This is a genomic window from Guyparkeria sp. WRN-7, assembly GCF_001641825.1.
GTDB lineage: Bacteria > Pseudomonadota > Gammaproteobacteria > Halothiobacillales > Halothiobacillaceae > Guyparkeria.
Genome location: NZ_LRFH01000014.1, coordinates 18868 through 42509, shown reverse-complemented (window position 1 = coordinate 42509; position 23642 = coordinate 18868). Strand labels below are relative to the sequence as shown.

The following is a 23642-nucleotide window of genomic DNA, read 5'->3' as shown; positions in this document are numbered from 1 at the left end:
ATGCTCGGACGTCGCTGGCCGGCAGGCATTGCCGGGCTGTTGCTGCTGTGTTTCGGAGTCGGCGCGAGTATAGGTGACGACACCCCAGCTGCATCCACCACCCAGGTGCTGGTGTTCGGTGATTCGCTCTCGGCAGCCTACAAGCTGCCGGTGAGCGAGGGCTGGGTCGCGTTGCTGCGCGAGCGGTTGGAGGCGCGGGCACCGGGCCGGTTCGATGTGACCAACGCCTCGGCCAGCGGCGAGACCACCTCGGGCGGGATCACGCGTCTGCCCGAGGTGCTCGAGACCGGCGACTACGACTGGGTGCTGCTCGAGCTGGGCGCCAACGACGGCCTGCGCGGGCTGCCGCTGAACGTGATCGAGGCCAATCTGCAGACACTCATCGACCGCGCCGAGGCCCACGGCGCCGAGGTGGTGCTGCTCGGTATCATGCTGCCGACGAACTACGGCCCGGCGTACGCCGACCCCTTCGCCGCGATGTACGCACGCCTGATCGACGAGAACGACCTGCCGGGGTTGTCTTTCCTTCTGGAAGGGGCGGCCGACGACCGCGACTCGATGCTCGACGACGGCCTGCATCCGAATGCCGAGGGGCAGAAGCAGGTGCTGGAGAATGTCTGGGAGGTGGTCGCGCCGCTCTGGGGGCTGAGTGATCGACCCGAAACGGATCAATGACGGGATTATGGACGGGACGCTTCCACGGATGAATCGGTTGGCAAACCAGGATGACCCCACCCGAGTGGTGAATGCCGCATGAGCATCTGGAAGAGCAGCGCGGCCTTCGGCGGGATGACGATGATCTCGCGGGTGCTCGGCTTCGTGCGCGACATGCTGCTCGCGCGGGTGTTCGGCGCCAGTGCGGCGATGGATGCCTTCTTCGTCGTCTTCAAGATCCCCAACTTCCTGCGCCGCCTGTTCGCCGAGGGCGCCTTCCAGCAGGCCTTCGTGCCGGTGCTGTCCGAGTACCGCGAGACCGGCACGCGTGCCGAGCTCAAGGACTACGTCGATCACATGTTCGGCACGCTGGCGGCGGTGCTGGTGGTCGTGGTGGGCCTCGGCATGGCCGGGGCGCCGCTGCTGATTCTGCTGTTTGCGCCGGGTTTCACCGACGACCCCGCCCAGCGCGAGCTGGCCGAGGGGATGCTGCTGATCACCTTCCCCTACCTGCTGTTCATCTCGCTGACGGCGTTCGCCGCCAGCAGCCTCAACGCCTTCGGCCGCTTCGCCATGCCGGCGCTCGCACCGATCTGGCTGAACCTGAGCCTGATCGCCGCCACCCTGGTCGTCGCGCCGTTCTTCGAGCAACCGGTGATGGCGCTGGCCTGGGGTGTGTTCGTCGCCGGCATTCTGCAGCTGTTCTTCCTGCTGCCATTTCTCGCCCGGCTGGGGCTGCTGCCCCGTCCGCGCATCGGGCCACATCCCGGGGTGAAGAAGACCCTGCGGCTGATGTTGCCGGCGATGTTCGGCGCCTCGGTCACCCAGATCAATCTGCTGGTCGACACCATCCTCGCCTCCCTGCTGGTGGCCGGCTCGGTCAGTTGGCTGTACTACTCCGACCGGCTGGTCGAGCTGCCGCTGGGGGTGTTCGGCGTGGCGATCGGCACGGTGATCCTGCCGGCCCTCTCGCGGGCCTTCGCCCGCGGTAGCGACGAGGACTACAATCGCACCGTCAATGGCGCGCTGCGCCTGACCCTGTTGATCGGGGTGCCGGCGATGGCCGGGCTGATCGGCCTGTCGGTGCCGATCCTGGCCACCCTGTTCCAGTACGATGCCTTCACGCCGAGCGACACCGCGATGGTCTCGCTGGCGATGACGGCCTACGCGCTGGGCCTGCCGGCGTTCCTGTTGATCAAGATCTTCGCGCCGGGCTTCTTCGCCCGCCAGGACACGGCCACGCCGGTGCGCATCGCGGTGATCTCCGTGATCGCGAACCTGGTATTCAAGGCCTTGCTGGTACTGCCCTGGATGTTCTGGCTGGGTGGGCATCTGGCCCACGTCGGGCTGGCGTTGACCACGGTGATGGCCGCCTGGGTCAACGCCCTGTTGCTCGGCTGGACCCTGCGCCGACGGGGCGCCTGGCAGGTGGAGCCCGGCACGCGCCGTTTCATCGGCCGGATCACGCTGGCGGCGCTGGCGATGGCCGGCCTGCTGTTGTGGATCAGTCCGGCGGCCGATGTCTGGACCGGTTGGGCATGGTTCGAGCGTCTTGGCGCGGTGCTTGGCCTGATCGCGTTCGGCATGGCGATCTTCGTGGTGGCCGCCGCCGCACTGGGGCAGACGCCGCGCCGCCTGCTGGCGGTGGTCGCCTTCGACCGTCATGTGCCGCCGGAGCGCCAGTGATGGCGCCGATCCTGACTGAGAATGGAAACCGCATGCAGCTGAGTCGACTATCCCCCAGCACGCCGCCCCGCCTGCCGGCCGACGCGCCCGGCACGGTGGTCACGATCGGCAACTTCGACGGCGTGCATCGTGGCCACCGGGCGGTGATCCTTCAGGCCGCCGAGCAGGCCCGCTCGCTGGGTCTGCCGCTTACCGTGGTGATCTTCGAGCCGCTGCCGCGCGAGTTCTTCGCCGAGCGCCACGGCGTCACACCGGTGGCGCGGCTGACCCGGCTGCGTGAGCGTTTCCAGGCCTTCGAGGCACTGGACGTGGTCGACCGGCTGGTGCTGATGCCTTTCAATGCGACTCTGGCGGGCATGCCGGCTTCGAACTTCGTCAAGGAGCTGCTGATCGGGGCGCTGGGCGCCCGACACGTGGTGATCGGCGACGACTTCCGTTTCGGCGTCCGACGTGCCGGCGACTTCACGTTGCTCGAGCGCATGGGGTCGGAGCTGGGATTTGGCGTCGAGCGGGCGGTGACCGTCACCCTCGACGGCGAACGCGTCTCCTCGACCCGGGTGCGCGCCGCACTCGAGGTGCGCGACGTAGCGACGGCCGCCCAGCTGCTGGGTCACCCGTTCTTCCTCTGCGGGCGAGTGATGCACGGCGACAAGCGCGGCCGCCAGCTGGGTTTTCCCACCGCCAATATCGCCTTGCGACGCCGCCTGTCGCCGCTGCGTGGTGTCTTCCTGGTGCGGATGAGCGGCACCGACGGCGGGCCGCGTTACGGGGTGGCCAATATCGGCACGCGCCCGACCGTCGACGGCGGTGAGGCGCGCCTCGAGGTGTTCGTGCTGGATTTCGACGGCGACCTCTACGGCGAACTGGTGACGGTGGAGTTTCTCGCCGACATCCGCGACGAACGACGCTTCGAGTCGCTCGACGCCCTGGTCGAACAGATCCGGGCGGACGTCGACGAGGCGCGCCGACTCATAGACACGTACCGGGCGGGCACACCCTGGCCGGTGGATGAAGGAGAGAGCAAGTGACGGCCATCGACGTGCTGATCGACAACCCGATTGCCTGGACGCTGTTCGCCGTGGCGCTGACCGCGGCGGTGGCGAGTGCCTGGCTGGCCGCCCGCCTGCGTGGCGAGGTCAGCGAGCGCCAGCGGCTGGCGGACGAGAACCAGCGCCTGGAAACCTTGCTCGATGCCGAGACCGAGGCACTGCGCACCGCCCGGGAGGAGCTGGGCGAGGCGCGCACGGCCGAGGCGCGCCATGAGGCCGAGCGTTCGCACCTGGTCGAGATGCGCGAGGCGCTCGAGGCGCAACGGCGCGAGACGCAGACGGCGCTGGATGCCGAGCGCGCCACCACCGCTTCGCTCAAGGCAGAGCGTGCCGAGCTCACCGAGCGGCTCGAGCGCGAGCGGGAGGCCGCCAACGAGAAATTGAAGTTGCTCGACGAGGCGCGCGAGAAGCTGGCGGACGCCTTCAAGGGGCTCTCGGCCGACGCGCTGTCGCGCAACAATGAATCGTTCCTCAAGCTTGCCCGCGAGAACCTCGAGCGTTTCCAGCACCAGGCCAAGGACGATCTCTCTGCCCGTCACAAGGCGATCGAACAGCTCACCGGCCCGATTCGCGAGCGCCTGGAGAAGTTCGACACCAAGCTCGACGGTCTGGAGCGCGCGCGCACCAGTGCCTATTCGGCGCTCAACCAGCAGGTCAACGACCTGTTGCAGACCCACCTGCCGCGCCTGCACCGCGAGACCGCCGACCTGGTCAAGGCGCTGCGCCAGCCACAGGCCCGCGGCCGCTGGGGCGAGTTGCAGCTCCGGCGCGTGGTCGAGATGGCCGGCATGCTCGAGCACTGCGACTTCGAGGAGCAGGTCAACCAGACCACCGAGGGTGGTCGGCTGCGTCCCGACCTGATCGTGCACCTGCCCGGTGGCCGCCAGGTGGTGGTCGACGCCAAGGCGCCGGTGGATGCCTACCTGCGCGCGGTCGAGGCCCAGGACGAGGATGCCCGCAAGGCCGCGCTGGTCGATCATGCCCGCCAGGTGCGCACCCACGTCGGCCAGCTGGCGAAGAAGAGCTACTTCGACCAGTTCGATCCCAGTCCCGAATTCGTGGTGCTGTTCGTTCCCGGCGAGGCGTTCTTCTCGGCGGCACTGGCCGAGGATGCCGGGCTGATCGAGTACGGCGCCGAGAACCGCGTCATCCCGGCCAGTCCCACCACGCTGATCGCGCTCTTGAAGGCCGTCTCCTATGGCTGGCGCCAGGAGGCCATGGCGCAGAACGCCGCCGAGGTCGCCGCGCTGGGCAAGGAGCTCTACGAGCGCATCGGTACGCTCTCGGATCACTGGTCCAAGGTAGGCAAGAGCCTCAACCAGGCGGTCAACGCCTACAACAGCGCGGTGGGCTCGCTCGAGTCACGCGTGCTGCCCAGCGCCCGCAAGTTCCGCGACCTCAAGACCGTCTCGGCCGACAAGGAAATCGGCTCGCCCGAACCGGTCACCCAGGAGTCGCGGCCGCTGTCGGCCGCCGAGCTGATCGAGCCGACCGCCGAGGACGAGACCCCCTCCGGCGATCGCTGACGTCGGGCTTTCCCGTCGGCACGAGCAGGGTGCCCGCGTGACAGCTACCCTTTCCTGAGTCGTGTCGCCGTCGCGGTCAGGGCGTAAACGGAAGGGAGGACGTTCGCATGCATCGGCGCTTTCTCGTCATCGCCGCGGTATCCCTTGCCGTCATCGTCGGTCTCGGGTTGTGGTGGCCGCCATTGTGGTGGTTGTTGTTGCCGGCATTGCCTCTGATCGGTCTGGGTCTGTACGACATGCGCCAGTCGCGCCACTCCCTGCGGCGCAATTTCCCGCTGGTCGCCCGGGGCCGATGGCTGGTCGAGCGGATGCGGCCGTTCATCCGTCAGTACCTGCTCGAGTCGGATACCGACGGCACGCCGATCAGCCGCATGTTCCGCTCGGTGGTCTACCAGCGTGCCAAGCAGCAGAGCGAGACCATTCCCTACGGCACGCGCGTCGATACCTACCGGCTGGGCTACGAATGGCTCGGCCAATCGATGGCGGCCATCGATGTCGAGGAGATCGACCCCGATCTGCGCGTCACCATCGGCGGTCCGCAATGCCGGCAGCCGTACTCCGCCAGCGTGCTCAATATCTCGGCCATGAGTTACGGCTCGCTCAGCCCTACCGCGATCCAGGCCCTCAATCGCGGTGCGCAGCTGGGCGGTTTCAGTCACAACACCGGCGAGGGCGGCCTGAGCCCCCACCACCTCGAACATGGCGGCGATCTCGTCTGGCAGATTGGTACCGGCTACTTCGGTTGTCGCGACGATCGGGGGCGATTCTGCGCGGAGACCTTCCGCGAGAAGGCTGTCCGGCCGGTGGTGAAGATGATCGAGCTCAAGATCTCGCAGGGCGCCAAGCCGGGTCATGGCGGCATCCTGCCGGCCGAGAAGAACACCGCCGAGATCGCGGCGATTCGCGACGTGCCGGCCGGTACGCGCATCAACTCCCCACCCGCGCACACCACCTTCGATTCGCCGCTGGGGCTGATCGATTTCATCGAGCGGCTGCGTGAGCTCAGCGACGGCAAGCCGGTGGGGATCAAGCTCGCGATCGGTCGCAAGAGCGAATTTCTTGCCCTCGGCAAGGCGATGGTCGAGCGCGGCATCTACCCGGACTTCATCACCGTCGACGGTGGCGAGGGAGGCACCGGTGCGGCACCGATCGAGTACACCAATTCGGTGGGCATGCCTCTGCGCGAAGCCGTGGCCTTCGTCGACGACAGCCTGACCGGCTTCGGCATCCGCCAGCACATCCGGGTGATCGCCTCCGGCAAGATCTTCACCGGCTTTCACCTGGTGAAGAATCTCGCCCTGGGCGCCGATCTCTGCAACAGCGCGCGCGGCATGATGCTCGCGCTCGGCTGCGTGCAGTCGCTGACCTGCAATACCAACCGCTGCCCTACCGGCGTGGCCACGCAGAACCCCGATCTGTACCGGGGCCTTGTCGTCCCCGACAAGGCCGAGCGCGTCCATTATTTCCACGAAGGTACGCTCGCCGCGACGGCCGAACTGCTGTCCTCCGCGGGTTTGCGCCATCCCGAGGAACTCAATCGCACGCACCTCTACCGGCGGGTCAGCCCGGAAGCGATTCGTCGTTATGACGAGATATTCCCCTACGTGAAAAAGGGCTGTTTTCTCGGCGATGATCCGCCCGAGCGCTATGCCCTCGAGTTGCGCGAGGCGCGAGCGGACAACTTTCTCCCCGAGACCTGCTTCACCGAGATCCGTGAATCGCAGCAACCGGTCGAACGCGACTGATTGACCTTCGGCAGTTCATCTCTCTAGGGGCTAGTGTTGGAAGGCCACGCAACCTCAGGAGGGATGTCATGAAGGTGTTGATTGCACGTGCCTTTCGCCGAGCCGCCGCTGTTGGTCTGGTGGCGCTGTGGGCGCCGACCGCCGTGCTGGCGGGCGATGGCATGACCATCGTCGACAGTCGGTTCGGCGTCGCTGAAACCGAGCAGCGCCTGGTCGAGGCGATCGAGGCCAAGGGCATGGGCGTGATGGCGCAGGTCGACCATCGTGCCAATGCCCGTAGCGTCGATCTCGACATGCCGCCGACGCGGGTGGTGATCTTCGGCAACCCGCTGGGTGGCACCCAGCTGATGAAGTGCGTGCCCACCGTGGCCATCGACCTGCCCATGAAGATGCTGATCTGGCAGGACGGCGAGACGGTCCGGATTGCCTATAACCGGGCCGAGTACCTGGTCGAACGCCACGGCATCGGCGACTGCGCCGCGCCGGTGCAGGCGAAGATGAAACAGGCACTCGACGGCCTGGCGCATACCGCGGCCGGCGACTGACTCGCCCTGACGCAGGCAAAAGAAAAGGCCGGGATATCCCGGCCTTTTTTCGTTTTGGGTGGGCAGCCCTGATCTAGGCGGCCTCGGGCAGTTTGCGTCGCTGCCAAAGCCAGTAGATCACCGGCAGGACGATCATCGACAGGATCGGGGCGGTGATCATGCCGCCGACCATGGGCGCGGCGATGCGCGACATCACCTCCGAGCCGGTGCCATGGCCGATCATGATCGGCATCAGGCCGCCGAGGATCACCGCCACGGTCATCGCCTTGGGGCGAACCCGCAGCACGGCGCCTTCCATCAGCGCCTCCTTGAGATCGGCACGGCTGTTGAACCGACCCTCCCGCTGATAGCGCTCGATCGCCTGGTCGAGGTAGATCAGCATCACCACGCCGAATTCGGCGGCAACGCCGGCCAGCGCGATCAGCCCCACGGCCACCGCGATCGACAGGTTGAAGCCCAGCGCCCACAACAGCCAGAAACTGCCGATCAGGGCGAAGGGCAGGCTGGCCATGATCATCACCGCCTTGCCGCCATGACGGAAGGTCAGGTACAGCAGCACGAAGATGATCGCGAGCGTCAGCGGCACCACCTGCTTGAGCCGCTCGGCGGCCCGCTCCATGTAGCGGTACTGGCCGGCCCACTCGATCGCGTAGCCCGGCGGCAGGTCGACCTCCTCCTTGAGGACCTCCTTGGCGCGGGCGACGTAGCCGCCCAGGTCGACGCCGCTGGTGGTGACGAAGACGAAGCCGGCCGGACGGCTGTTCTCCGACTTGATCACCGGCGGACCGGACTGGATCTCGACCGTGGCCACCTGGCCGAGCGCAACCGACGAGCCACTCGGCGTGACGATCGGCAGGTCACGCAGCTTCTGCACCGAGTGCCGGTCGGTCTGCGGATAGCGCAGGCTGACCGGGTAGCGCTCCAGCCCCTCGACCGTGTCGGTCACCTTGACCCCGCCGACGGCCAGGCTGATCACCTTCTGGATGTCGCCGATGTTCAGGCCGAAACGGGCCGCCTTCTCGCGGTCCGGGGTAATCACGACGTAGCGGCCGTCCGATGTGCGGTCGGCGAAGGCGCTACGGGTGCCCGGCAGGGTCTTGAGTGCCGTCTCGACCTGCTTGCCGACGTCCTCGATTTCATCCAGATCCGAGCCGGTGATCTTGATGCCGATCGGGGTCTGGATGCCGGTGGTCTGCATGTCGATGCGCGTCTTGATCGGCATCACCCAGGCGTTGTTGAGGCTGGGGAAGTCGACCTTGTCGTCCAGCCGCTCGATCAGGTCGTCCAGCGTCACGCCCTCGCGCCACTGGTCACGCGGCTTCAAGGTGATGCTGGTCTCGATCATGGTCAGAGGCGCCGGGTCGGTGGCCGTGGCGGCGCGACCGATCTTGCCGAAGACACGCTCGACCTCGGGTTCCTCGCTGATCAGCTTGTCGACCTGCTGCAGCAGGATGCGCGCCTCGCCCACCGACAGCCCCGGGAGGGTGGTCGGCATGTAGAGGAGATCCCCCTCGTCGAGCTGGGGCATGAACTCCGAGCCTAGCCCCGTGCCGAGGCTTGCCAGCCGGGGTACGCCGTCGAACCAGTCTTCCCACTGATCCTCGAGGCCGGACTGCCAGTCGGTGACCTTCGCCTGCCAGTCGGTATCGCCACCCCACTTGAGCGGGGCGAGGAAGCCCGAGACGCCGGCGAACGGCAGCACCATCGAGATCAGCGCGACGAACGCAAGTGCCAGCACCGTCTTCGGGAAGCGCAGTGCGCCCGAGAGCAGCGGCCGGTAGCCCCAGATCAGGAAACGGTTGATGGGGTTCTTTTCCTCCGGCGGGATTCGCCCGCGGATGAAGTAGCCCATCAGGACCGGAATCAGCGTGACCGCCAGGCCGGCTGCCGCCGCCATCGCGTAGGTCTTGGTGTAGGCCAGCGGCGCGAACAGGCGGCCCTCCTGCGCCTCCAGCGCGAACACCGGCAGGAACGACAGCGTGATCACCAACAGCGAGAAGAACAGCGCCGGGCCCACCTCGGAGGCCGACTTGGCGATCAGGCCCCAGTGGACCTCGCCCTCGGCAACGTGGCCGTGGGTCTCGCGGTAGCGCGACAGGTGCTTGTGGGCGTTCTCGATCATGACGATCGCCGCGTCCACCATCGCCCCGATGGCAATGGCGATGCCGCCGAGCGACATGATGTTCGCGTTGATGCCCTGCCAGTTCATGACGATGAAGGCGGTCAGGATGCCGAGCGGCAGGCTGACGATCGCCACGAGCGCCGAGCGCAGGTGGAACAGGAACACCAGGCTTACCAGGGCGACGACCAGGAACTCCTCGACCAGCTTCTTCTCCAGGAAGGCGACGGCACGTTCGATCACGCCGCTGCGGTCGTAGGTGGTCAGCACCTCGACGCCGTCGGGCAGGCCCGGCTTGACGTCCTCGAGCTTCTCCTTGACCGCGCCGATCACCTCGCGGGCGTTCTCGCCGCTGCGCATCACGACGATGCCGCCGACCACTTCGCCCTTGCCGTCGAGTTCGGCCACGCCACGGCGCTCGGCCGGACCGACCTCGACCCGGCCGAGATCCTGGACCGTGATCGGGGTGCCCGAATCGGTCACGCCGACCGGGATCTGCTCGATGTCGTCGGCGGACTTGAGGTAGCCGCGGCTGGTGATCATGTACTCGGCGCCGCCGCGCTCGATCACGCCGCCACCGACCTCGCGGTTGGCCTGGGCGATCGCCTCGCGCAGCCGGTTGATGGAGACGTTGAAGGCGCGCAGCCGCTGCGGATCGACGATGATCTGGTACTCGCGGACCATGCCGCCGACGGTGGCCACCTCGGCCACGCCCTCGACCGACTCGAGCTGGAACTTGAGGAACCAGTTCTGCAGCGTGGTCAGCTCGGACAGATCGTGCTGCCCGGTCGGATCATTGAGCGCGTACTGGAACACCCAGCCCACGCCGGTCGCATCCGGGCCCAGCTTGGGCGTCACCCCCTGCGGCAGGTCCTCGGCGGCCTGGTTGAGGTACTCCAGCACCCGCGAGCGCGCCCAGTAGAGATCGGTGCCCTCCTTGAAGGTGACGTAGATGTAGGAGTCGCCGAAGAACGAGTAGCCCCGCACGGCCGTCGAGCCGGGCACGGCGAGCAGCCGCGTGGTCAGCGGATAGGTCACCTGGTCCTGGACCACCTGCGGCGACTGGCCCGGGAAGGTGGTCTTGACGATCACCTGCGTATCCGAGAGATCCGGAATCGCGTCCAGCGGCGTGGCCTTCCAGGCTGCCCAGCCGATAGCGGCGAGCAGGACGGACAACAGCACGACCAGCACCCGGAAGCGAATGCAGGCATGGATGATGCGTTCGATCATTTCTGCCTCCCCTTAGTGCTGGTGACCGGACTGGCCGCCCGAGGACGAGCTGTCACCCGAACCGGACAGGCGCGAGAAGGCCGCCTGGACACTCGACTCGGAGTCGATCAGGAACTGCCCCGAGGCGACCACCTGTTCGCCCGGTTCCAGACCGGAGACGATTTCGGTGTAGCCGCCCGCCTCGGCGCCGGTCTCCACGGCCACCGGCCGGAAGCGGCCTTCGCCCGTGCGTACCACCACGCGGGCCCCGCTCGGGGCCGGGATGATGGCGGTGGCCGGCACGGCGAGCACCGGCGGGGTCTTCTCCGGCGTGAGCGTTACCTCGGCGAACTGGTTGGGCCGCAGCTGGCCGTCCTCGTTGTCGAAGGCCAGGCGCACGCGCAGGGTGCGCGACTGCGGATCGAGTTCCGGGTAGACGAAATCGACCGTGCCCTCGAAGGTGCGCCCCGGGATGCCATCGACCCGCATGGTCGCCTGCTGGCCCTCGCTGACCGACTGCATGCGTCGTTCGAGCACGTCGACATTCACCCAGACGCGGTCGCGTCGGGCGATGGTGTAGAGGTCGAGCCCCGGCTGGATGTACATCCCCTCGCGCAGGTTGATCTCGGCGACGTAGCCGTCCTGCGGGGCGAGCAGCGGGATGGTGCGCTGCACCTTGCGTGTCCGGCGGACCGTGTCGATCACCGATGCGGGCACGTCGAGCAGCTCGAGGCGGGCCCGCGACGACTCGATCAGGTCGCTCATGCCGCGGCGCAGCGCGACCAGGTAGTCCTGCTGGGCGGCGACGATGTCCGGGGAGTAGTACTCGAACAGCACGTCGCCCTTGTCGACGGTCGCGCCGACCGAGGCGACCTTGAGCCGTTCGACCCAGCCCTTGGCCCGCGGGTGGACATGGGCGAGCAGGTCCTCGTCGTAGCCGACGGTGCCGACCGTGCGAATGGTCTCGGTCAGCGGCCGTTTTTTCGCCTGCTCGATCACCACGTTCATGTGCTGCACGGTGATCGGGCTGACCGAGACGGCCGGGAAGGTGGGCGCCTTGGGACGGCTCGTTTCACCGCCGGAGCTTTCGGCACTGGCGGCGCCAACCTCGGCGGCCGGGTACTCCTTCTCGACCAGATCCATGCCGCAGATGGGGCAGGAGCCGGGCTCCTCCTCGATGATCTGCGGATGCATGGGGCAGGTCCAGCGGGTGACGGTTTCACCACCACTGCTGGCGCTGGCGGCGTGGTCGTGACCCTCCTGGCCGCTCATCTCGTCCATGCCGCCGGTCTCGGCAGATGCTTCCTGGGCGGGGAATTCCTTCTCGACCAGGTCCATGCCGCAGATGGGACAGGAGCCGGGCTCCTCCTCGACGATCTGCGGGTGCATGGGGCAGGTCCAGCGGGTGACCGTCTCACCGGCGCCGGATGCGCTCGACATCTGGGTGTGCCCCTCGTCAGCGTCCATGTCGCTCATGTCGTCCCCGGCCGCGTCGGCGGTTTGCTCCTGGGCGGGGAATTCCTTCTCGACCAGGTCCATGCCGCAGATGGGACAGGAGCCGGGCTCCTCCTCGACGATCTGCGGGTGCATCGGACAGGTCCAGCGGGTGACGGTGTCGTTGCCGTCGCTCGACTGGGCGTGAGCGTGGCCCGAGTGATCGACGTTGTCGGCCGCCACGGCCTGGGTGAGAACGGGGGTGAGCCCGGTCAGTACCGCCGGCGTGACCAGTGCGGTACCGAGCAGGCCGATGCGAAGAATCTTGTTGTGACGGTTCATGCGTTGGTCTCCAGCAGATAGCGCAGGTCGATCAGTTGGTCGGCACGGTCGAGGCGCAGGGTCAGCTGTTCCTGTCGGGCCTCGACCACGGCGCGCTCGGCCTCGATCAGGGCCTCGAACTCGCCCTGGCCGGCGCCGATTTCGCCGCGGATCATGTCGGCGACCTGCTGCAACTCGGGGATGATGTCGTTCTGATAGCGGGTGATGCGCCGGTCGAGCGCGGCGAGCCGGGCGCGGATGCCGTCGGCCTGGGCGGCCAGGTCGCGGGCGCGCTTGGCCAGCTCCAGCTGGGCGGCCTGGGCCGATCGCTGCGCGCCACGCAGCCGCGGCGACTGACGGCGCTCGCTGAAGATCGGCAGGCTGACGCTCACGCCGGCGGAGAGGGTATTGGGCTCGCTGCCGGCACGCAGGCCGTAGCCGACCTTGACGCCCACCTCGGGGGCGAACTGCTCTTCGGCCACATCCACCCGGGCCCGGGCGGCGGCAAGCTCGGCCCGCAGTTGCTCGAGTTCCGGCTGGCGGTCGATCGACCCGTCGGGGGTGTCGCGGAGCACCTCGGGCAGGTCGTCCGGCAGGGGGAGGAAGGCCGCTTCGCCGGCCCAGCGGGCCAGGCGCGCCCGAGCGGCCTCGGCCTCGCCACGGCGACGATCGAGGGCGTCGGCGATGCGAGACAGCCGTGTCTGCAGTCGGACCAGATCGCTGCCGCCGGCCTCGCCGACCTGGTAGGCGGTGTTGGCGCTGTCGAGCAGTTCGCGGTAGAGGCGCTGCTCCTGTTCGAGCAGCCGGGAGAGCGTTTCCTGGCGATAGACGTCCAGCCACAGGCGGCGGACCTCGCGGTGCAGCATCCGGTCGGCGGTCGCCACGGCGGCCTGCTGGCCGGAGACCCGCGCGTTGGCCGCCTCGGCCTGGTGGATCAGGGTGTCGCCCGGCGGCAGGGTCTGCGAGAGCGTCACCACCGTCTGGGTCATCGGCGAGTCGCTCAGGCTGTAGTTGTCGGTGGGGACGTTCTGCAACGCCACCGACAGGCGCGGGTCGGGCAATTCGTCGGCCGCCTCGGCCTCGGCGGCAAGGCCCTCGCGGCGATATTCGGCCGCCTTCAGGCCCTCGTCCTGCTGTCGGGCGGCCCGTTCGGCTGCCTGCAGGGTCAGGAGGCCCTCGCTGGGCTCGGCGCCGGCCGGCGCGACCGCGATCAGCGCAGGCAGCAGCGCCAGTAACGGCAGATAGGTCAATGACAGGTTCATTGTCGGTTCCTCGGTTGATTGGACGTCAGCGGAAAGCTGGATCAGCCGAGCGATGAACCGGGCACGGTGGACGTGCGCCGTGGGCGGTCAGTTCGTTGGAACGTGTGCCCGGTCGGGACTCGGCCGATCAGGCCGAGAGGGGAGGGCGAAACGGGTTGCTGGGGATGCCCGGCGCCACCTGGTCGGTCATGCCGGTGTCCGGTGCCAGTTGCGGCGGCGGCACGATGGCAGACTTCAGGGCGGTGGGTACGGAAATGCCGCCGAGCAGGGCGCAGCTGCCGCAATGGTCGCAGTCGGCCACGTCGTCGTTCGGCTGGCTGGCCGCATGGCTCGGGCAGGACTCGGCCTGATCGGCCTGGCTCGAGACCAGGTCGTCCATCGGGCAGTCGAGCATGGCCACGCCGGCGGTCACCGCGTTGTACGGTGTCCAGAGAGCGAGCAGCAGAGTGACCAGGCGTGCGAACGTCATAACGCGTTGGACTGTAGAGCGGGTTCGGACATGACGCAAGTGCTCGTCATGGTGGCGCCAGTCGCAGCAGGCGACCGTTACTGTGATCGGTGATCACCCACAGGGTTCCCTCCGGCCCCACTTCGACATCGCGGATGCGCCACTCGCGCTCGGCGAGCCAGCGTGACTCCTTCACCACGGTCGTCCCGTCCATTTGCAGGCGCACGAGGTGGCGGTGGGCCAGGGCGCCGAGGAACAGACTGCCCTGCCAGTCGGGCTGGCCCGGGTGATCGTGGAAGGCCATGCCAGACGGGGCGATCGAGGGTGTCCATTGGTGGACGGGGCCGATCACGCCCTCCACCTCGTCCGGGGCGATCTCAGGGCCATAGTATTCCCGCCCGTAGGTCTGGATCGGCCAGCCGAAGTTGCCGCCGGCGACGGGCAGGTTGATCTCGTCGCCACCGCGAGGGCCGTGTTCGTGGATCCATACCCGCCCGGTGCGGGGATGGACGGCCATGCCTTGCGGGTTGCGGTGGCCGTAGCTGTAGATCGCCGGCATGGCGTCCGCCCGGTCGACGAAGGGGTTGTCCTTCGGAATGCGCCCGTCGTCGTGCAGCCGAAGCACCGAGCCGTTGTGATCATCGAGGTCCTGTGCCCGCTGTCGCTCGCCGCGTTCGCCCACCGTCATGTACAGGTAGCCGTCCGGATCGAAGGCCAGTCGCGAGCCGAAATGCACGCCGGAGTCGACACAGGGCGTGGCGACGAACAGGGTCTCGAAGTCGACCAGGCGGTCGCCCTGCAGGCGGCCGCGCCCCAGATGGGTGGCGTTGCCCCCATCGCAGCGGCCGGCCCAGGTGAGGTAGACCCAGCGGTTGTCGGCGAAGCCGGGATGGAGTGCCACGTCCAGCAGGCCGCCCTGGTTGCGGTGTTCGACCCCAGGAGTACCTCCGATCTCTGCGCGTGTGCCCGAGACGGGGTCGATGCGCCACAGCCGCCCGCGGCGCTCGGTTATCAGCAGGTCGCCGTCCGGCAGGAAGCTCAATGCCCAGGGATGGTGAAGGCCCTCGGCGATCGTATCCACCGTCGGCGCGGCATGCAGCGGCAGAATACCGGCGATCGGCAGGATGGCGGCCAGCAGGATGCGGGACAGGGGCATGGCGAATTCCACCTGGTGAGAGGGTTACGGCCGAGCTTAGGTGATGCCGTTCCGTATCTCAGGCAAGCAGGGGGGGGCTGAAGAAGCTGAAGTGCAGCCGGTCGAATCCCCCAGTGCAGGGTGATCAGCCGGTGACGGGTGTCGAGCATCGGTTCAGGGTCGAAGTGGTTGATTCCTTGTCGCGTATGCCGCCATCCCGGTGATGCCAGGCCGGCGAATGCTTCGGCTGCACAAGCATAAGCAGTTGTTTTTCTCGGGAAATGGGCTAGAATTCGCCGGCCTTGTGGGCGGCACGGCCCCAATCCATGTGCACCAGACGAGGTTTTATGACGACTGTTGCCAAGCGAACCATCTCCGGGACCCAGCAGGGTACGCAGGACGGGCAGCCGCCCAAGCTGCAGGTCTTCACCGACCGGCACCTCGACAAGATCGAGCCGCTCAAGCGACTTGGCGAGGAGGCGCTGTTCGAGATGAAGGTGGTCGCGAGCGTCCTGCCGTTTCGCGTCAACAACTACGTCATCGAGAACCTGATCGACTGGGACCGTGCCCCGGACGACCCGATCTTCGCCCTGACCTTCCCGCAGCGCGACATGCTCAGCCCCGAGATGTACGAGGAAATGGCCGAGCTGCACCGTCGCGAGGCGCCCAAGGAAGAGATCACCGCGCTGGCCTGGAAGCTGCGGCACAAGCTCAACCCGCACCCGGCCGGGCAGATGGAGATGAACCTCCCCGAGGTCAACGGCGAGACGGTCGAGGGCGTGCAGCACAAGTACCGCGAGACGGCGCTGTTCTTCCCCAGCCAGGGGCAGACCTGCCACAGCTACTGCACCTTCTGCTTCCGCTGGGCGCAGTTCGTCGGCGACAAGGACCTCAAGATCGCCTCCAAGGAGGCCGGCCAGCTGCTCGACTACCTCGCCGTGCACCCCGACCTGACCGACCTCCTGATGACCGGCGGCGACCCGATGGTGATGAAGACCAAGCACCTGGCGCCGTACCTCGAGGGGCTGCTCGATCCGCGTCTCGAGCACGTGCAGACCGTGCGCATCGGCACCAAGGCGCTGTCGTTCTGGCCGTACCGCTTCGTCACCGACAAGGACGCCGACGAGCTCTTGGGACTGTTCGAGCGGCTGGTCGAGTCCGGCAAGCACGTCGCCGTGATGGCGCACATCAATCACTACCAGGAGATGGAAAACCCCATCTTCCGCGAAGCGGTCAAGCGCATCCGGGCGACCGGTGCCGAGATCCGCACCCAGAGCCCGCTGATCAAGCACATCAACGACTCGGGCGAGGTCTGGGCTCGCATGTGGCGCGAGCAGGTGCGCCTGGGGATGATCCCGTACTACATGTTCGTCGAGCGGGACACCGGCGCGAAGTACCGCTTCGAGGTGCCGCTCGCCGAGGCGCACCGCATCTACCGCGACGCGATGAAGAAGGTCTCGGGGCTCGCGCGCACCGCGCGCGGACCGTCCATGTCCGCCGGTCCGGGCAAGGTCGAGGTGCAGGGCGTGGCCGAGATCCACGGCGAGAAGGTCTTCGTTCTGCGCTTCGTCCAGGGACGCAATCCGGACTGGGTGCAGCGGCCGTTCTTCGCCAAGTACGACGAGGAGGCCACCTGGCTCAACGAGCTGACGCCCGCCTTCGGCGAGGAGAAGTTCTTCTTCGAGGACGAGTACGCGGCGATGCAGGCCGACAGCGGCCTCAAGGTGATCGACGCCGCGGAAGTCGAGGCATAAGCCCTTGACGTGTCTGGCGCGGGTCGCTAAGATTGCGCGCCTTCAAACAACGCCGGCTGGCGATGCCTCTGTGTCGCCAGCCCTTTTACGCATAAACATTCGGGTTTTACAGCATGTACGCAGTGGTCGTTACCGGCGGTAAGCAGTACCGCGTCGAGCAAGGCAGCAAGGTGCGCGTCGAGAAGCTCTCTGGCGAAGCCGGCAGCACCGTGACGCTGGATCAGGTTTTGATGGTCGGCGACGGCTCTGACATCAAGGTGGGCACCCCCACCGTTGATGGCGCGAGCGTCACCGCCGAGATCGTCGGCCAGGGTCGCGGCAAGAAGGTGGACATCATCAAGTTCCGCCGCCGCAAGCACCACATGAAGCGTCAGGGCCATCGTCAGGCCTACACCGAAATCAAGATCACCGGTATCAGCGCCTAAGCGCCCGGTATCCAGACCAGGAGACTTGAACCATGGCACATAAAAAAGCAGCGGGCTCTACCCGGAACGGTCGCGACAGTGAAAGCAAGCGCCTCGGCGTGAAGCGCTTCGGTGGCGAATCCGTCTCCGCGGGCAGCATCATCGTTCGTCAGCGTGGCACCAAGTTCCACGCCGGCAGCAACGTGGGCGTCGGCCGCGACTACACCCTGTTCGCCCTGACCGACGGCCAGGTGAAGTTCGAGACCAAGGGTCCGAAGAGCCGCCGTTTCGTCAGCATCGAGTCGGCCTAAGCTGGCGCGATGTAAGTCGACGGTCAGCCCGGCTGGCCGGTGACTGCCGTCTGAGCCCCGCCTGCGTGCGGGGCTTTCGTGTTTGTGGCCCGTTCGGGCGGGAAATTGCGGGGATCGTGTCGTGAAATTTGTCGATGAAGCCACCATCAAGGTCAAGGCCGGCGACGGCGGCAATGGCGTGGTGAGCTTTCGCCGCGAGAAGTATGTGCCCTACGGCGGGCCGGACGGCGGCGATGGCGGCGATGGCGGATCGGTCTACCTGATCGGTGATCAGAATCTCAACACGCTGGCCGACTTCCGCTTCCAGCGCCACTACGAGGCCGAGCGCGGCCGGAACGGTGCCGGGCGCAACATGACCGGCAAGAAGGGGCACGACCTGCACGTCCACGTCCCGTTGGGCACCGTGGTGCACGACGAGGACACCGGCGAGGTGATCGGCGAGGTGGTCGAGGCCGGCGCCGAGCTGCTGGTTGCCAAGGGCGGCTGGCACGGTCTGGGCAACACGCGCTTCAAGAGCTCGGTCAACCGTGCGCCGCGGCAGAAGACCGACGGCACCCCCGGCGACGATCGCCGCCTGCGCCTCGAGCTCAAGGTGCTGGCGGACGTCGGTCTGCTCGGCCAGCCGAATGCCGGCAAGTCGACCCTGATCCGTGCGATCTCGCACGCCCGCCCCAAGGTGGCCAACTACCCGTTCACCACGCTCTACCCCAATCTGGGCGTGGTCGCGCCCGAGCCGCACCGCAGCTTCGTGGTCGCCGACATTCCCGGCCTGATCGAGGGCGCGGCCGAGGGTGCCGGGCTCGGCATCCGCTTTCTCAAGCACCTGGCGCGCACCAACCTGCTGCTGCACGTGGTCGACGTGGCCCCCTACGACGAGGTCGACCCGGTCGAGAGCGTTGCGGCGATCGAGGAAGAGCTCGAGAAGTACGACGTCTCGCTCGCCGAACGGCCGCGCTGGCTGGTGCTCAACAAGATCGACGTCTGGCTGGAAGAGGAACGCGAGGCGAACATCGAGGCACTCAAGCGTCGTTTCGCCGACGAGATCGGCCTCGACGGGCCCGTATTTGCCATCAGCGCGCTCGACAAGACCGGCACGCAGCCTCTGGTCTGGGCGATACTCGAGTACCTTGAGGCCGAGTGGGCGCGCGAGCGTGAGGAGCAGGGCGGCCGCTCGGGGTCGACGGAGGGCTGAGCATGCGTGACGAGGTCAGGGGCTACCAGCGCTGGGTGGTGAAGATCGGCTCGGCGATGGTCACCGGCGACGGCCGCGGGCTCGACCGGGAGGCAATCGCCGCCTGGGCGCGTCAGCTCGCCGAGCTGCGGCGCGAGGGGCGCGAGATCGTGATCGTCACCTCGGGGGCGGTCGCCGAGGGCATGGCCCGGCTCGGCTGGGAAGACCGCCCCGAGTCCCTTCCCAAGCTGCAGGCGGCCGCCGCCGTCGGTCAGATGGGGCTGGTCGAGGCGTACGCGGAGGGGCTGGCCCGCTTCGACACCCACTCGGCGCAGATCCTGCTGACCCACGAGGACCTGGTCGACCGCGAACGCTACCTCAATGCGCGCAGCACCCTGCGCGCCCTGCTCGATCTGGGCGTGGTGCCCGTGGTCAACGAGAACGACACGGTCGCCACCGACGAGATCCGCTTCGGTGACAACGACACCCTGGCCGCGCTGGTCGCCAACCTGGTCGAGGCCGACATGCTCGTGATCCTCACCGACCAGCCCGGGCTGTTCGAGGCCGACCCGCGCAAGCAGCCCGACGCGAAGCTGCTCGCCGAGGTGACCGCCGGCGATGCCGCGCTCGAGGGCATGGCCTCGCCGGAAGGCGGGCGCCTAGGTCGCGGTGGCATGTACACCAAGGTGCTCGCCGCCAAGCGCGCCGCCCGCTCCGGGGCGGCCACCATCGTTGCCGCTGGCAGCGAGGCCGACGTGCTCTGCCGCCTGGCGGCGGGCGAGCCGCTGGGAACGCATTTCCATCCGGCCACCAACCGGCTGGCGGCGCGCAAGCAGTGGCTGGCCGGTCAGTTGCGGGTGCGCGGCCAGTTGCGGGTCGATGCCGGTGCCGCCCGAGCCGTGGCCGAGCAGGGGCGCTCGCTGTTGCCGGTCGGCGTGACGGCGGTATCGGGGCAGTTCGCCCGTGGCGAGCTGGTGTCGATCGTCGATGCCGAGGGGCTCGAGTTTGCTCGTGGACTGGTCAACTACCCCAGTGCCGATGCCGCGCGGCTGGTGGGCTGTTCGAGCCAGGAGATCGCCGAGATCATCGGCTATCGCGAGGAGAACGAGTTGGTGCATCGCGACAACCTGGTCCTGCTCTAGGACCCTCGCCGCTATTCTCGCCCGGTATCCACCGCCGGGCACCCGTCTTACTCGGCCAGACGCCGTGCTTCCCGATCCAGTTCGTCCAGCAGACGCTCGTAGATGGCCGAGAGGGTCTTCAGATCCTCGACGGCGACGTGCTCGTCGATCTGGTGAATGGTGGCGTTGAGCGGTCCCAGCTCGATCACCTGCGCGCCGGTCGGAGCGATGAAGCGCCCGTCCGAGGTGCCGCCGGCTGTCGATGGCGTCGGCGTGCTGCCCAGGACGTCATCGACGGCCCGTTCAACCGCGCCGACCATCGGGCCGTCATCGCGGGTCAGGAACGGCTCGCCCGACAGATGCCAGTCGATCCGATAGGACAGGCCGTGGCGCTTGAGCAGCTCGGCGACGCGTGCCTTGATGCCCTCGACCGAGGTTTCGGTGTTGAAGCGCAGGTTGAACTGCACCTCGAGCTCACCGGGGATGACGTTGTTCGCGCCGGTGCCGGCGTGGATGTTGGCGATCTGCAGGCTTGACGGCGGGAAGTGGGCATTGCCCTGATCCCATTCGATGTTCACCAGCTCGTCGAGGAAGGGTGCCGCGCGGTGCACCGGGTTGTCCGCCAGATGCGGGTAGGCGACGTGGCCCTGGCGTCCCTCGATGACGAGGTTGCCGGTGATCGAGCCGCGTCGACCGATCTTGAACTCGTCGCCGAGACGATTCCGGCTCGACGGCTCGCCCACCAGGCACCAGTCGATCGAGATGCCCTTCTCGCGCAGCCACTGCATCACGCGCTTGGTGCCGTGCTGCGCCGGGCCTTCCTCGTCGCTGGTAATCAGAAAGCCCAGCCGGAAGGCCGGTTCGGGCTGGCGGGCGAGGAAGCGCTCGACGGCGGTGACGAAGGCGGCCACCGAGCCCTTCATGTCCGCGGCGCCGCGGCCGTAGAGTCGGCCGCCGTGGACCTCGGCGCCGAACGGTGGGTAGCTCCAGCGCGAGGCCTCGCCGGTCGGCACCACGTCGGTGTGCCCGGCAAAGACGAACAGCGGACCCTGCCGGCCATGCACCGCCCAGAGGTTGTCCACCTCCTCGAAGCGCAGCGACTCGATCGCGAATCCCAGCGGGGCGATCCGCTCGACGATCAGCGGCTGGCAGCCCCGGTCATCCGGGGTGACTGACGGACGCCGGATCAGGTCGCGGGCGAGATCGATGGTCGAGTCCGTCATGCCAGTGCCTCCTGCCAGTTGTCGGCATCGAAGCCGATCAGCATCTGCTCGTCGCTTTCCACGACCGGGCGTTTGATCAGGCTCGGGTTGGCGATGGCCGCTTCGCGGGCGCGAGCGGTATCCATCGCCTCGCGTTCCGCGGCAGGCAGGCGGCGCCAGCTCGTGCCGCGGCGGTTGATCACCGTTTCCCAGCCGAAGCGTTCCAACCAGTGATCCAGTCGCTCCTCAGGCAGCCCTGCCTTCTTGAAGTCGTGAAACGTGTACGCCAGGCCCTGCTCGTCGAGCCAGGTGCGTGCCTTCTTCACGCTGTTGCAGTTGGGAATGCCGTAGACCGTGATCATCGATAGCTCATTTAAGTGAAAATTGTTGTTCGGCATAGGAAAAATTGATTTTCCTATCAAAGACGTCGTCCTACACTCGAATTCGCTGTGGCCGGCAAACACGGCCCAGACGCGAATTGCAGCAAAGACGGAGTGGCATTGCCATGTGGATCAGGACGACGCGAACGACATCAATCCCGACCAAGGCACTGAGCCTTGCCGCCGGCATTCTGCTGGCCTCGCCGGTGGCCGCCGAGTCGGACATTTCCTGGGGCAGCGACCTGTTCGCCGGGCACTGTGCCGAGTGCCACATGGTCCCGCATGACGATGCCTGGTTCGAGGCGCGCGCGGAAGCGGGCAACATCAGCGATTACGAAAGCCTGCGCACCATGGTCCAAGGCTGTGCGACCAACTTCAGTCTGCCGTGGTTCGACGAAGAGGTCGATGCCGTCACCGCCTACCTCAATCACGAGTACTACCAGTTTGACTGACGGTCCCCGGTCGAATCAGTCGACGAAGCGCATCGACAGGTCGACCGCCTGGACGTGCTTGGTCAGGGCGCCAATGGAAATGTAGTCCACCCCGGTTTCGGCGACGTCACGCACCGTTTCCAGCGAGACGTTGCCGGACGATTCGAGCTTGGCCCGACCGCGGTTGATCTCGACCGCCTCGCCCAATTGCTCGAGCGAGAAGTTGTCCAGCAACACCCGCTTGACGCCGGCAGCCAGGGTCTCGTCGAGCTGCTCGAGCGTTTCCACCTCCACCTCCAGCGGCAGGTCGCGGCCGATCACGCCGGCAGCGCGCACCGCTTCGGTGATCGAGCCGGCGGCGCGGATGTGATTCTCCTTGAGCATCACCATGTCGTGCAGGCCCATGCGGTGGTTCATGCCGCCGCCGTCCGTGACCGCCTTCTTCTGCGCGTAGCGCAGGCCGGGCAGGGTCTTGCGGGTGTCGAGGATCTGCGCCCCGGTGCCCTCCACCGCCTCGACGAACTGCCGGGTGACGGTGGCGGTCGCGCTCAGGGTCTGCAGAAAATTGAGCGCGACCCGCTCGGCGGTCAGCATGGGGCGGGCCGGTCCGCTGATCAGGCACAGGCTCTGCTCGGGAAACAGGCTGTCACCGTCGGCCGCCGCCCATTCGATCCGCACGTTCGGCGAGACCCGTCGGAAGGCGGCATCTGCCCAGGCGATGCCGGAAAGCACGGCCGGCTCTCGACTGATGATGCGGGCGTGGGCCGTCTGGTCGGCCGGGATCAGCTGGGCGGAGACGTCGCCCGTGCCGATGTCCTCGTCCAGGGCGCGGGTCACGTCGAGCGCGACGATATCGGGGTCGGCTTTGGTCATGCTTGGCACCGTTTCGAGCCTCAAGGGGCGCTATTCTAGCGGGTTTGCGCTGGTCGCGGCGGCGTCATGCTGTCATCTTGTCATGTTGTTGTCATCGTGAAGACGTCTAATGCCGATCGAGACTCATCCATGACTCCCCGAGGGCCGGCCGTGGCCGGAACGGATCGATGCAAAAGACCATACTGATTGTCGAAGACGAGAAGCCGATTCGCGAAATGGTGGCTTTCGCGCTGGGACGCGCGGGCTACGAACTGGTGGAGGCCGGTGACGTGCAGGAGGCCTATGAATGCCTTGCCGACCGTCAGCCCGACCTGATCCTGCTCGACTGGATGCTGCCGGGTGCCAGCGGCATCGAGTTCGCCCGCCGGATCAAGCGTGACGAGCTCACCAAGGACGTGCCGATCGTCATGCTCACCGCGCGCGGCGAAGAGGAGGACAAGGTCAGTGGCCTTGAGGCCGGCGCCGACGACTATGTCACCAAGCCGTTCTCGCCGCGCGAACTGATGGCGCGCATCAAGGCGGTGCTGCGGCGGGTGTCGCCCGAGACCGAAAACCCGGTGCTGGACGTGGCCGGGCTCAAGCTCGACCAGGAAAGCTACCGCGTGACGGCCGCGGACGAACCGATCGACATCGGCCCGACCGAATTCCGCCTGCTGGCCTTCTTCATGAAGCACCCCGACCGCGTCTTCACGCGCGCCCAGTTGCTCGACCGTGTCTGGGGGCAGAATGCCTACGTCGAGGAGCGCACCGTCGACGTGCACATCCTGCGCCTGCGCAAGGTGCTCGCGCCCAGCGGTTATGATGGCCTGATCCAGACCGTGCGCGGAGTCGGCTACCGCCTCTCGGCGCACTGAACCCGCCG

At 67.3% G+C, this 23642-nt stretch carries 21 protein-coding genes; 13 read left to right on the top strand and 8 right to left on the bottom strand.

The features are described from left to right. The 6 genes from AWR35_RS04770 (at window position 1) to AWR35_RS04745 (ending at window position 7205) form a co-directional block, all read left to right on the top strand. Window positions 1-675: an arylesterase gene (locus tag AWR35_RS04770; protein ID WP_058574810.1), complete on the top strand. Its 675-nt coding sequence runs from the start codon at window positions 1-3 to the stop codon at window positions 673-675. Between the two features lie 78 nt (window positions 676-753). Continuing rightward, window positions 754-2340: a murein biosynthesis integral membrane protein MurJ gene (gene murJ, locus AWR35_RS04765; RefSeq protein WP_058574809.1), complete on the top strand. Its 1587-nt coding sequence runs from the start codon at window positions 754-756 to the stop codon at window positions 2338-2340. 32 nt (window positions 2341-2372) lie between these two features. Continuing rightward, entirely contained in the window at window positions 2373-3368 is a 996-nt protein-coding gene (gene ribF, locus AWR35_RS04760) for a bifunctional riboflavin kinase/FAD synthetase (RefSeq protein ID WP_058575243.1), read from the top strand. Next, a complete protein-coding gene (gene rmuC, locus AWR35_RS04755; protein ID WP_156413935.1) occupies window positions 3365-4915 on the top strand; it encodes a DNA recombination protein RmuC in 1551 nt (516 codons plus the stop codon). Before ribF ends, rmuC begins: the two co-directional genes overlap by 4 nt. 107 nt (window positions 4916-5022) lie before the next feature. Continuing rightward, window positions 5023-6660 (top strand): FMN-binding glutamate synthase family protein, encoded by a 1638-nt coding sequence (locus AWR35_RS04750; protein ID WP_058574808.1) that lies wholly within the window; start codon window positions 5023-5025, stop codon window positions 6658-6660. 68 nt (window positions 6661-6728) lie between these two features. Continuing rightward, window positions 6729-7205: a DUF302 domain-containing protein gene (locus tag AWR35_RS04745; protein ID WP_082663914.1), complete on the top strand. Its 477-nt coding sequence runs from the start codon at window positions 6729-6731 to the stop codon at window positions 7203-7205. A gap of 73 nt (window positions 7206-7278) precedes the next feature. Here AWR35_RS04745 and AWR35_RS04740 read toward each other — a convergent pair whose 3' ends face one another. The 5 genes from AWR35_RS04740 to AWR35_RS04720 all read right to left on the bottom strand — a co-directional run bounded on the left by AWR35_RS04740 (window position 7279) and on the right by AWR35_RS04720 (window position 15154). Continuing rightward, complete coding sequence (locus tag AWR35_RS04740; protein WP_058574807.1) at window positions 7279-10554, bottom strand: efflux RND transporter permease subunit; 3276 nt, start codon at window positions 10552-10554, stop codon at window positions 7279-7281. Between the two features lie 12 nt (window positions 10555-10566). Continuing rightward, a complete protein-coding gene (locus tag AWR35_RS04735) occupies window positions 10567-12309 on the bottom strand; it encodes an efflux RND transporter periplasmic adaptor subunit (RefSeq protein WP_058574806.1) in 1743 nt (580 codons plus the stop codon). Further along, a complete protein-coding gene (locus tag AWR35_RS04730; protein WP_058574805.1) occupies window positions 12306-13550 on the bottom strand; it encodes a TolC family protein in 1245 nt (414 codons plus the stop codon). The genes AWR35_RS04735 and AWR35_RS04730 overlap by 4 nt, the downstream gene beginning before the upstream one ends. A gap of 127 nt (window positions 13551-13677) precedes the next feature. Beyond that, window positions 13678-14019: a hypothetical protein gene (locus AWR35_RS04725; protein ID WP_058574804.1), complete on the bottom strand. Its 342-nt coding sequence runs from the start codon at window positions 14017-14019 to the stop codon at window positions 13678-13680. Window positions 14020-14065: 46 nt separating this feature from the next. Further along, on the bottom strand, window positions 14066-15154 hold the full coding sequence (locus AWR35_RS04720; RefSeq protein WP_058574803.1) for a PQQ-dependent sugar dehydrogenase: 1089 nt from the start codon (window positions 15152-15154) through the stop codon (window positions 14066-14068). 326 nt (window positions 15155-15480) lie between these two features. Here AWR35_RS04720 and AWR35_RS04715 point away from each other — a divergent pair, with 326 nt between their 5' ends. The 5 genes from AWR35_RS04715 to proB all read left to right on the top strand — a co-directional run bounded on the left by AWR35_RS04715 (window position 15481) and on the right by proB (window position 19915). Next, window positions 15481-16887, top strand: coding sequence for a hypothetical protein (locus tag AWR35_RS04715; protein ID WP_058574802.1), 1407 nt, complete (start codon window positions 15481-15483; stop codon window positions 16885-16887). A gap of 113 nt (window positions 16888-17000) precedes the next feature. Next, on the top strand, window positions 17001-17312 hold the full coding sequence (gene rplU, locus AWR35_RS04710; protein WP_058574801.1) for a 50S ribosomal protein L21: 312 nt from the start codon (window positions 17001-17003) through the stop codon (window positions 17310-17312). A 32-nt stretch (window positions 17313-17344) separates the two neighbouring features. Beyond that, on the top strand, window positions 17345-17602 hold the full coding sequence (gene rpmA / locus AWR35_RS04705; RefSeq protein WP_058574800.1) for a 50S ribosomal protein L27: 258 nt from the start codon (window positions 17345-17347) through the stop codon (window positions 17600-17602). A gap of 121 nt (window positions 17603-17723) precedes the next feature. Then, window positions 17724-18794 carry an Obg family GTPase CgtA gene (gene cgtA / locus AWR35_RS04700; protein ID WP_058574799.1) on the top strand — a complete coding sequence of 357 codons (1071 nt, stop codon included), beginning with the start codon at window positions 17724-17726 and terminating at the stop codon, window positions 18792-18794. Window positions 18795-18796: 2 nt separating this feature from the next. Next, the gene (gene proB, locus AWR35_RS04695; RefSeq protein ID WP_058574798.1) at window positions 18797-19915 is read left to right on the top strand and encodes a glutamate 5-kinase; all 1119 of its coding nucleotides are present in this window, start codon (window positions 18797-18799) and stop codon (window positions 19913-19915) included. A 47-nt stretch (window positions 19916-19962) separates the two neighbouring features. On the opposite strand, the gene dapE is transcribed toward proB, so the two are convergent. Together dapE and AWR35_RS04685 are read right to left on the bottom strand one after the other, a co-directional pair. Beyond that, the gene (gene dapE, locus AWR35_RS04690) at window positions 19963-21117 is read right to left on the bottom strand and encodes a succinyl-diaminopimelate desuccinylase (protein ID WP_058574797.1); all 1155 of its coding nucleotides are present in this window, start codon (window positions 21115-21117) and stop codon (window positions 19963-19965) included. Then, entirely contained in the window at window positions 21114-21458 is a 345-nt protein-coding gene (locus tag AWR35_RS04685) for an ArsC family reductase (RefSeq protein ID WP_058574796.1), read from the bottom strand. Before AWR35_RS04685 ends, dapE begins: the two co-directional genes overlap by 4 nt. A gap of 143 nt (window positions 21459-21601) precedes the next feature. Between AWR35_RS04685 and AWR35_RS04680 the strand changes: the two genes are divergently transcribed. After that, entirely contained in the window at window positions 21602-21928 is a 327-nt protein-coding gene (locus tag AWR35_RS04680; RefSeq protein ID WP_058574795.1) for a hypothetical protein, read from the top strand. 15 nt (window positions 21929-21943) lie between these two features. Here AWR35_RS04680 and nadC read toward each other — a convergent pair whose 3' ends face one another. Then, complete coding sequence (nadC, locus tag AWR35_RS04675; protein WP_058574794.1) at window positions 21944-22780, bottom strand: carboxylating nicotinate-nucleotide diphosphorylase; 837 nt, start codon at window positions 22778-22780, stop codon at window positions 21944-21946. A gap of 167 nt (window positions 22781-22947) precedes the next feature. Here nadC and phoB point away from each other — a divergent pair, with 167 nt between their 5' ends. Next, window positions 22948-23634 carry a phosphate regulon transcriptional regulator PhoB gene (phoB, locus tag AWR35_RS04670; protein WP_058574793.1) on the top strand — a complete coding sequence of 229 codons (687 nt, stop codon included), beginning with the start codon at window positions 22948-22950 and terminating at the stop codon, window positions 23632-23634. Window positions 23635-23642: the final 8 nt, after the last annotated feature.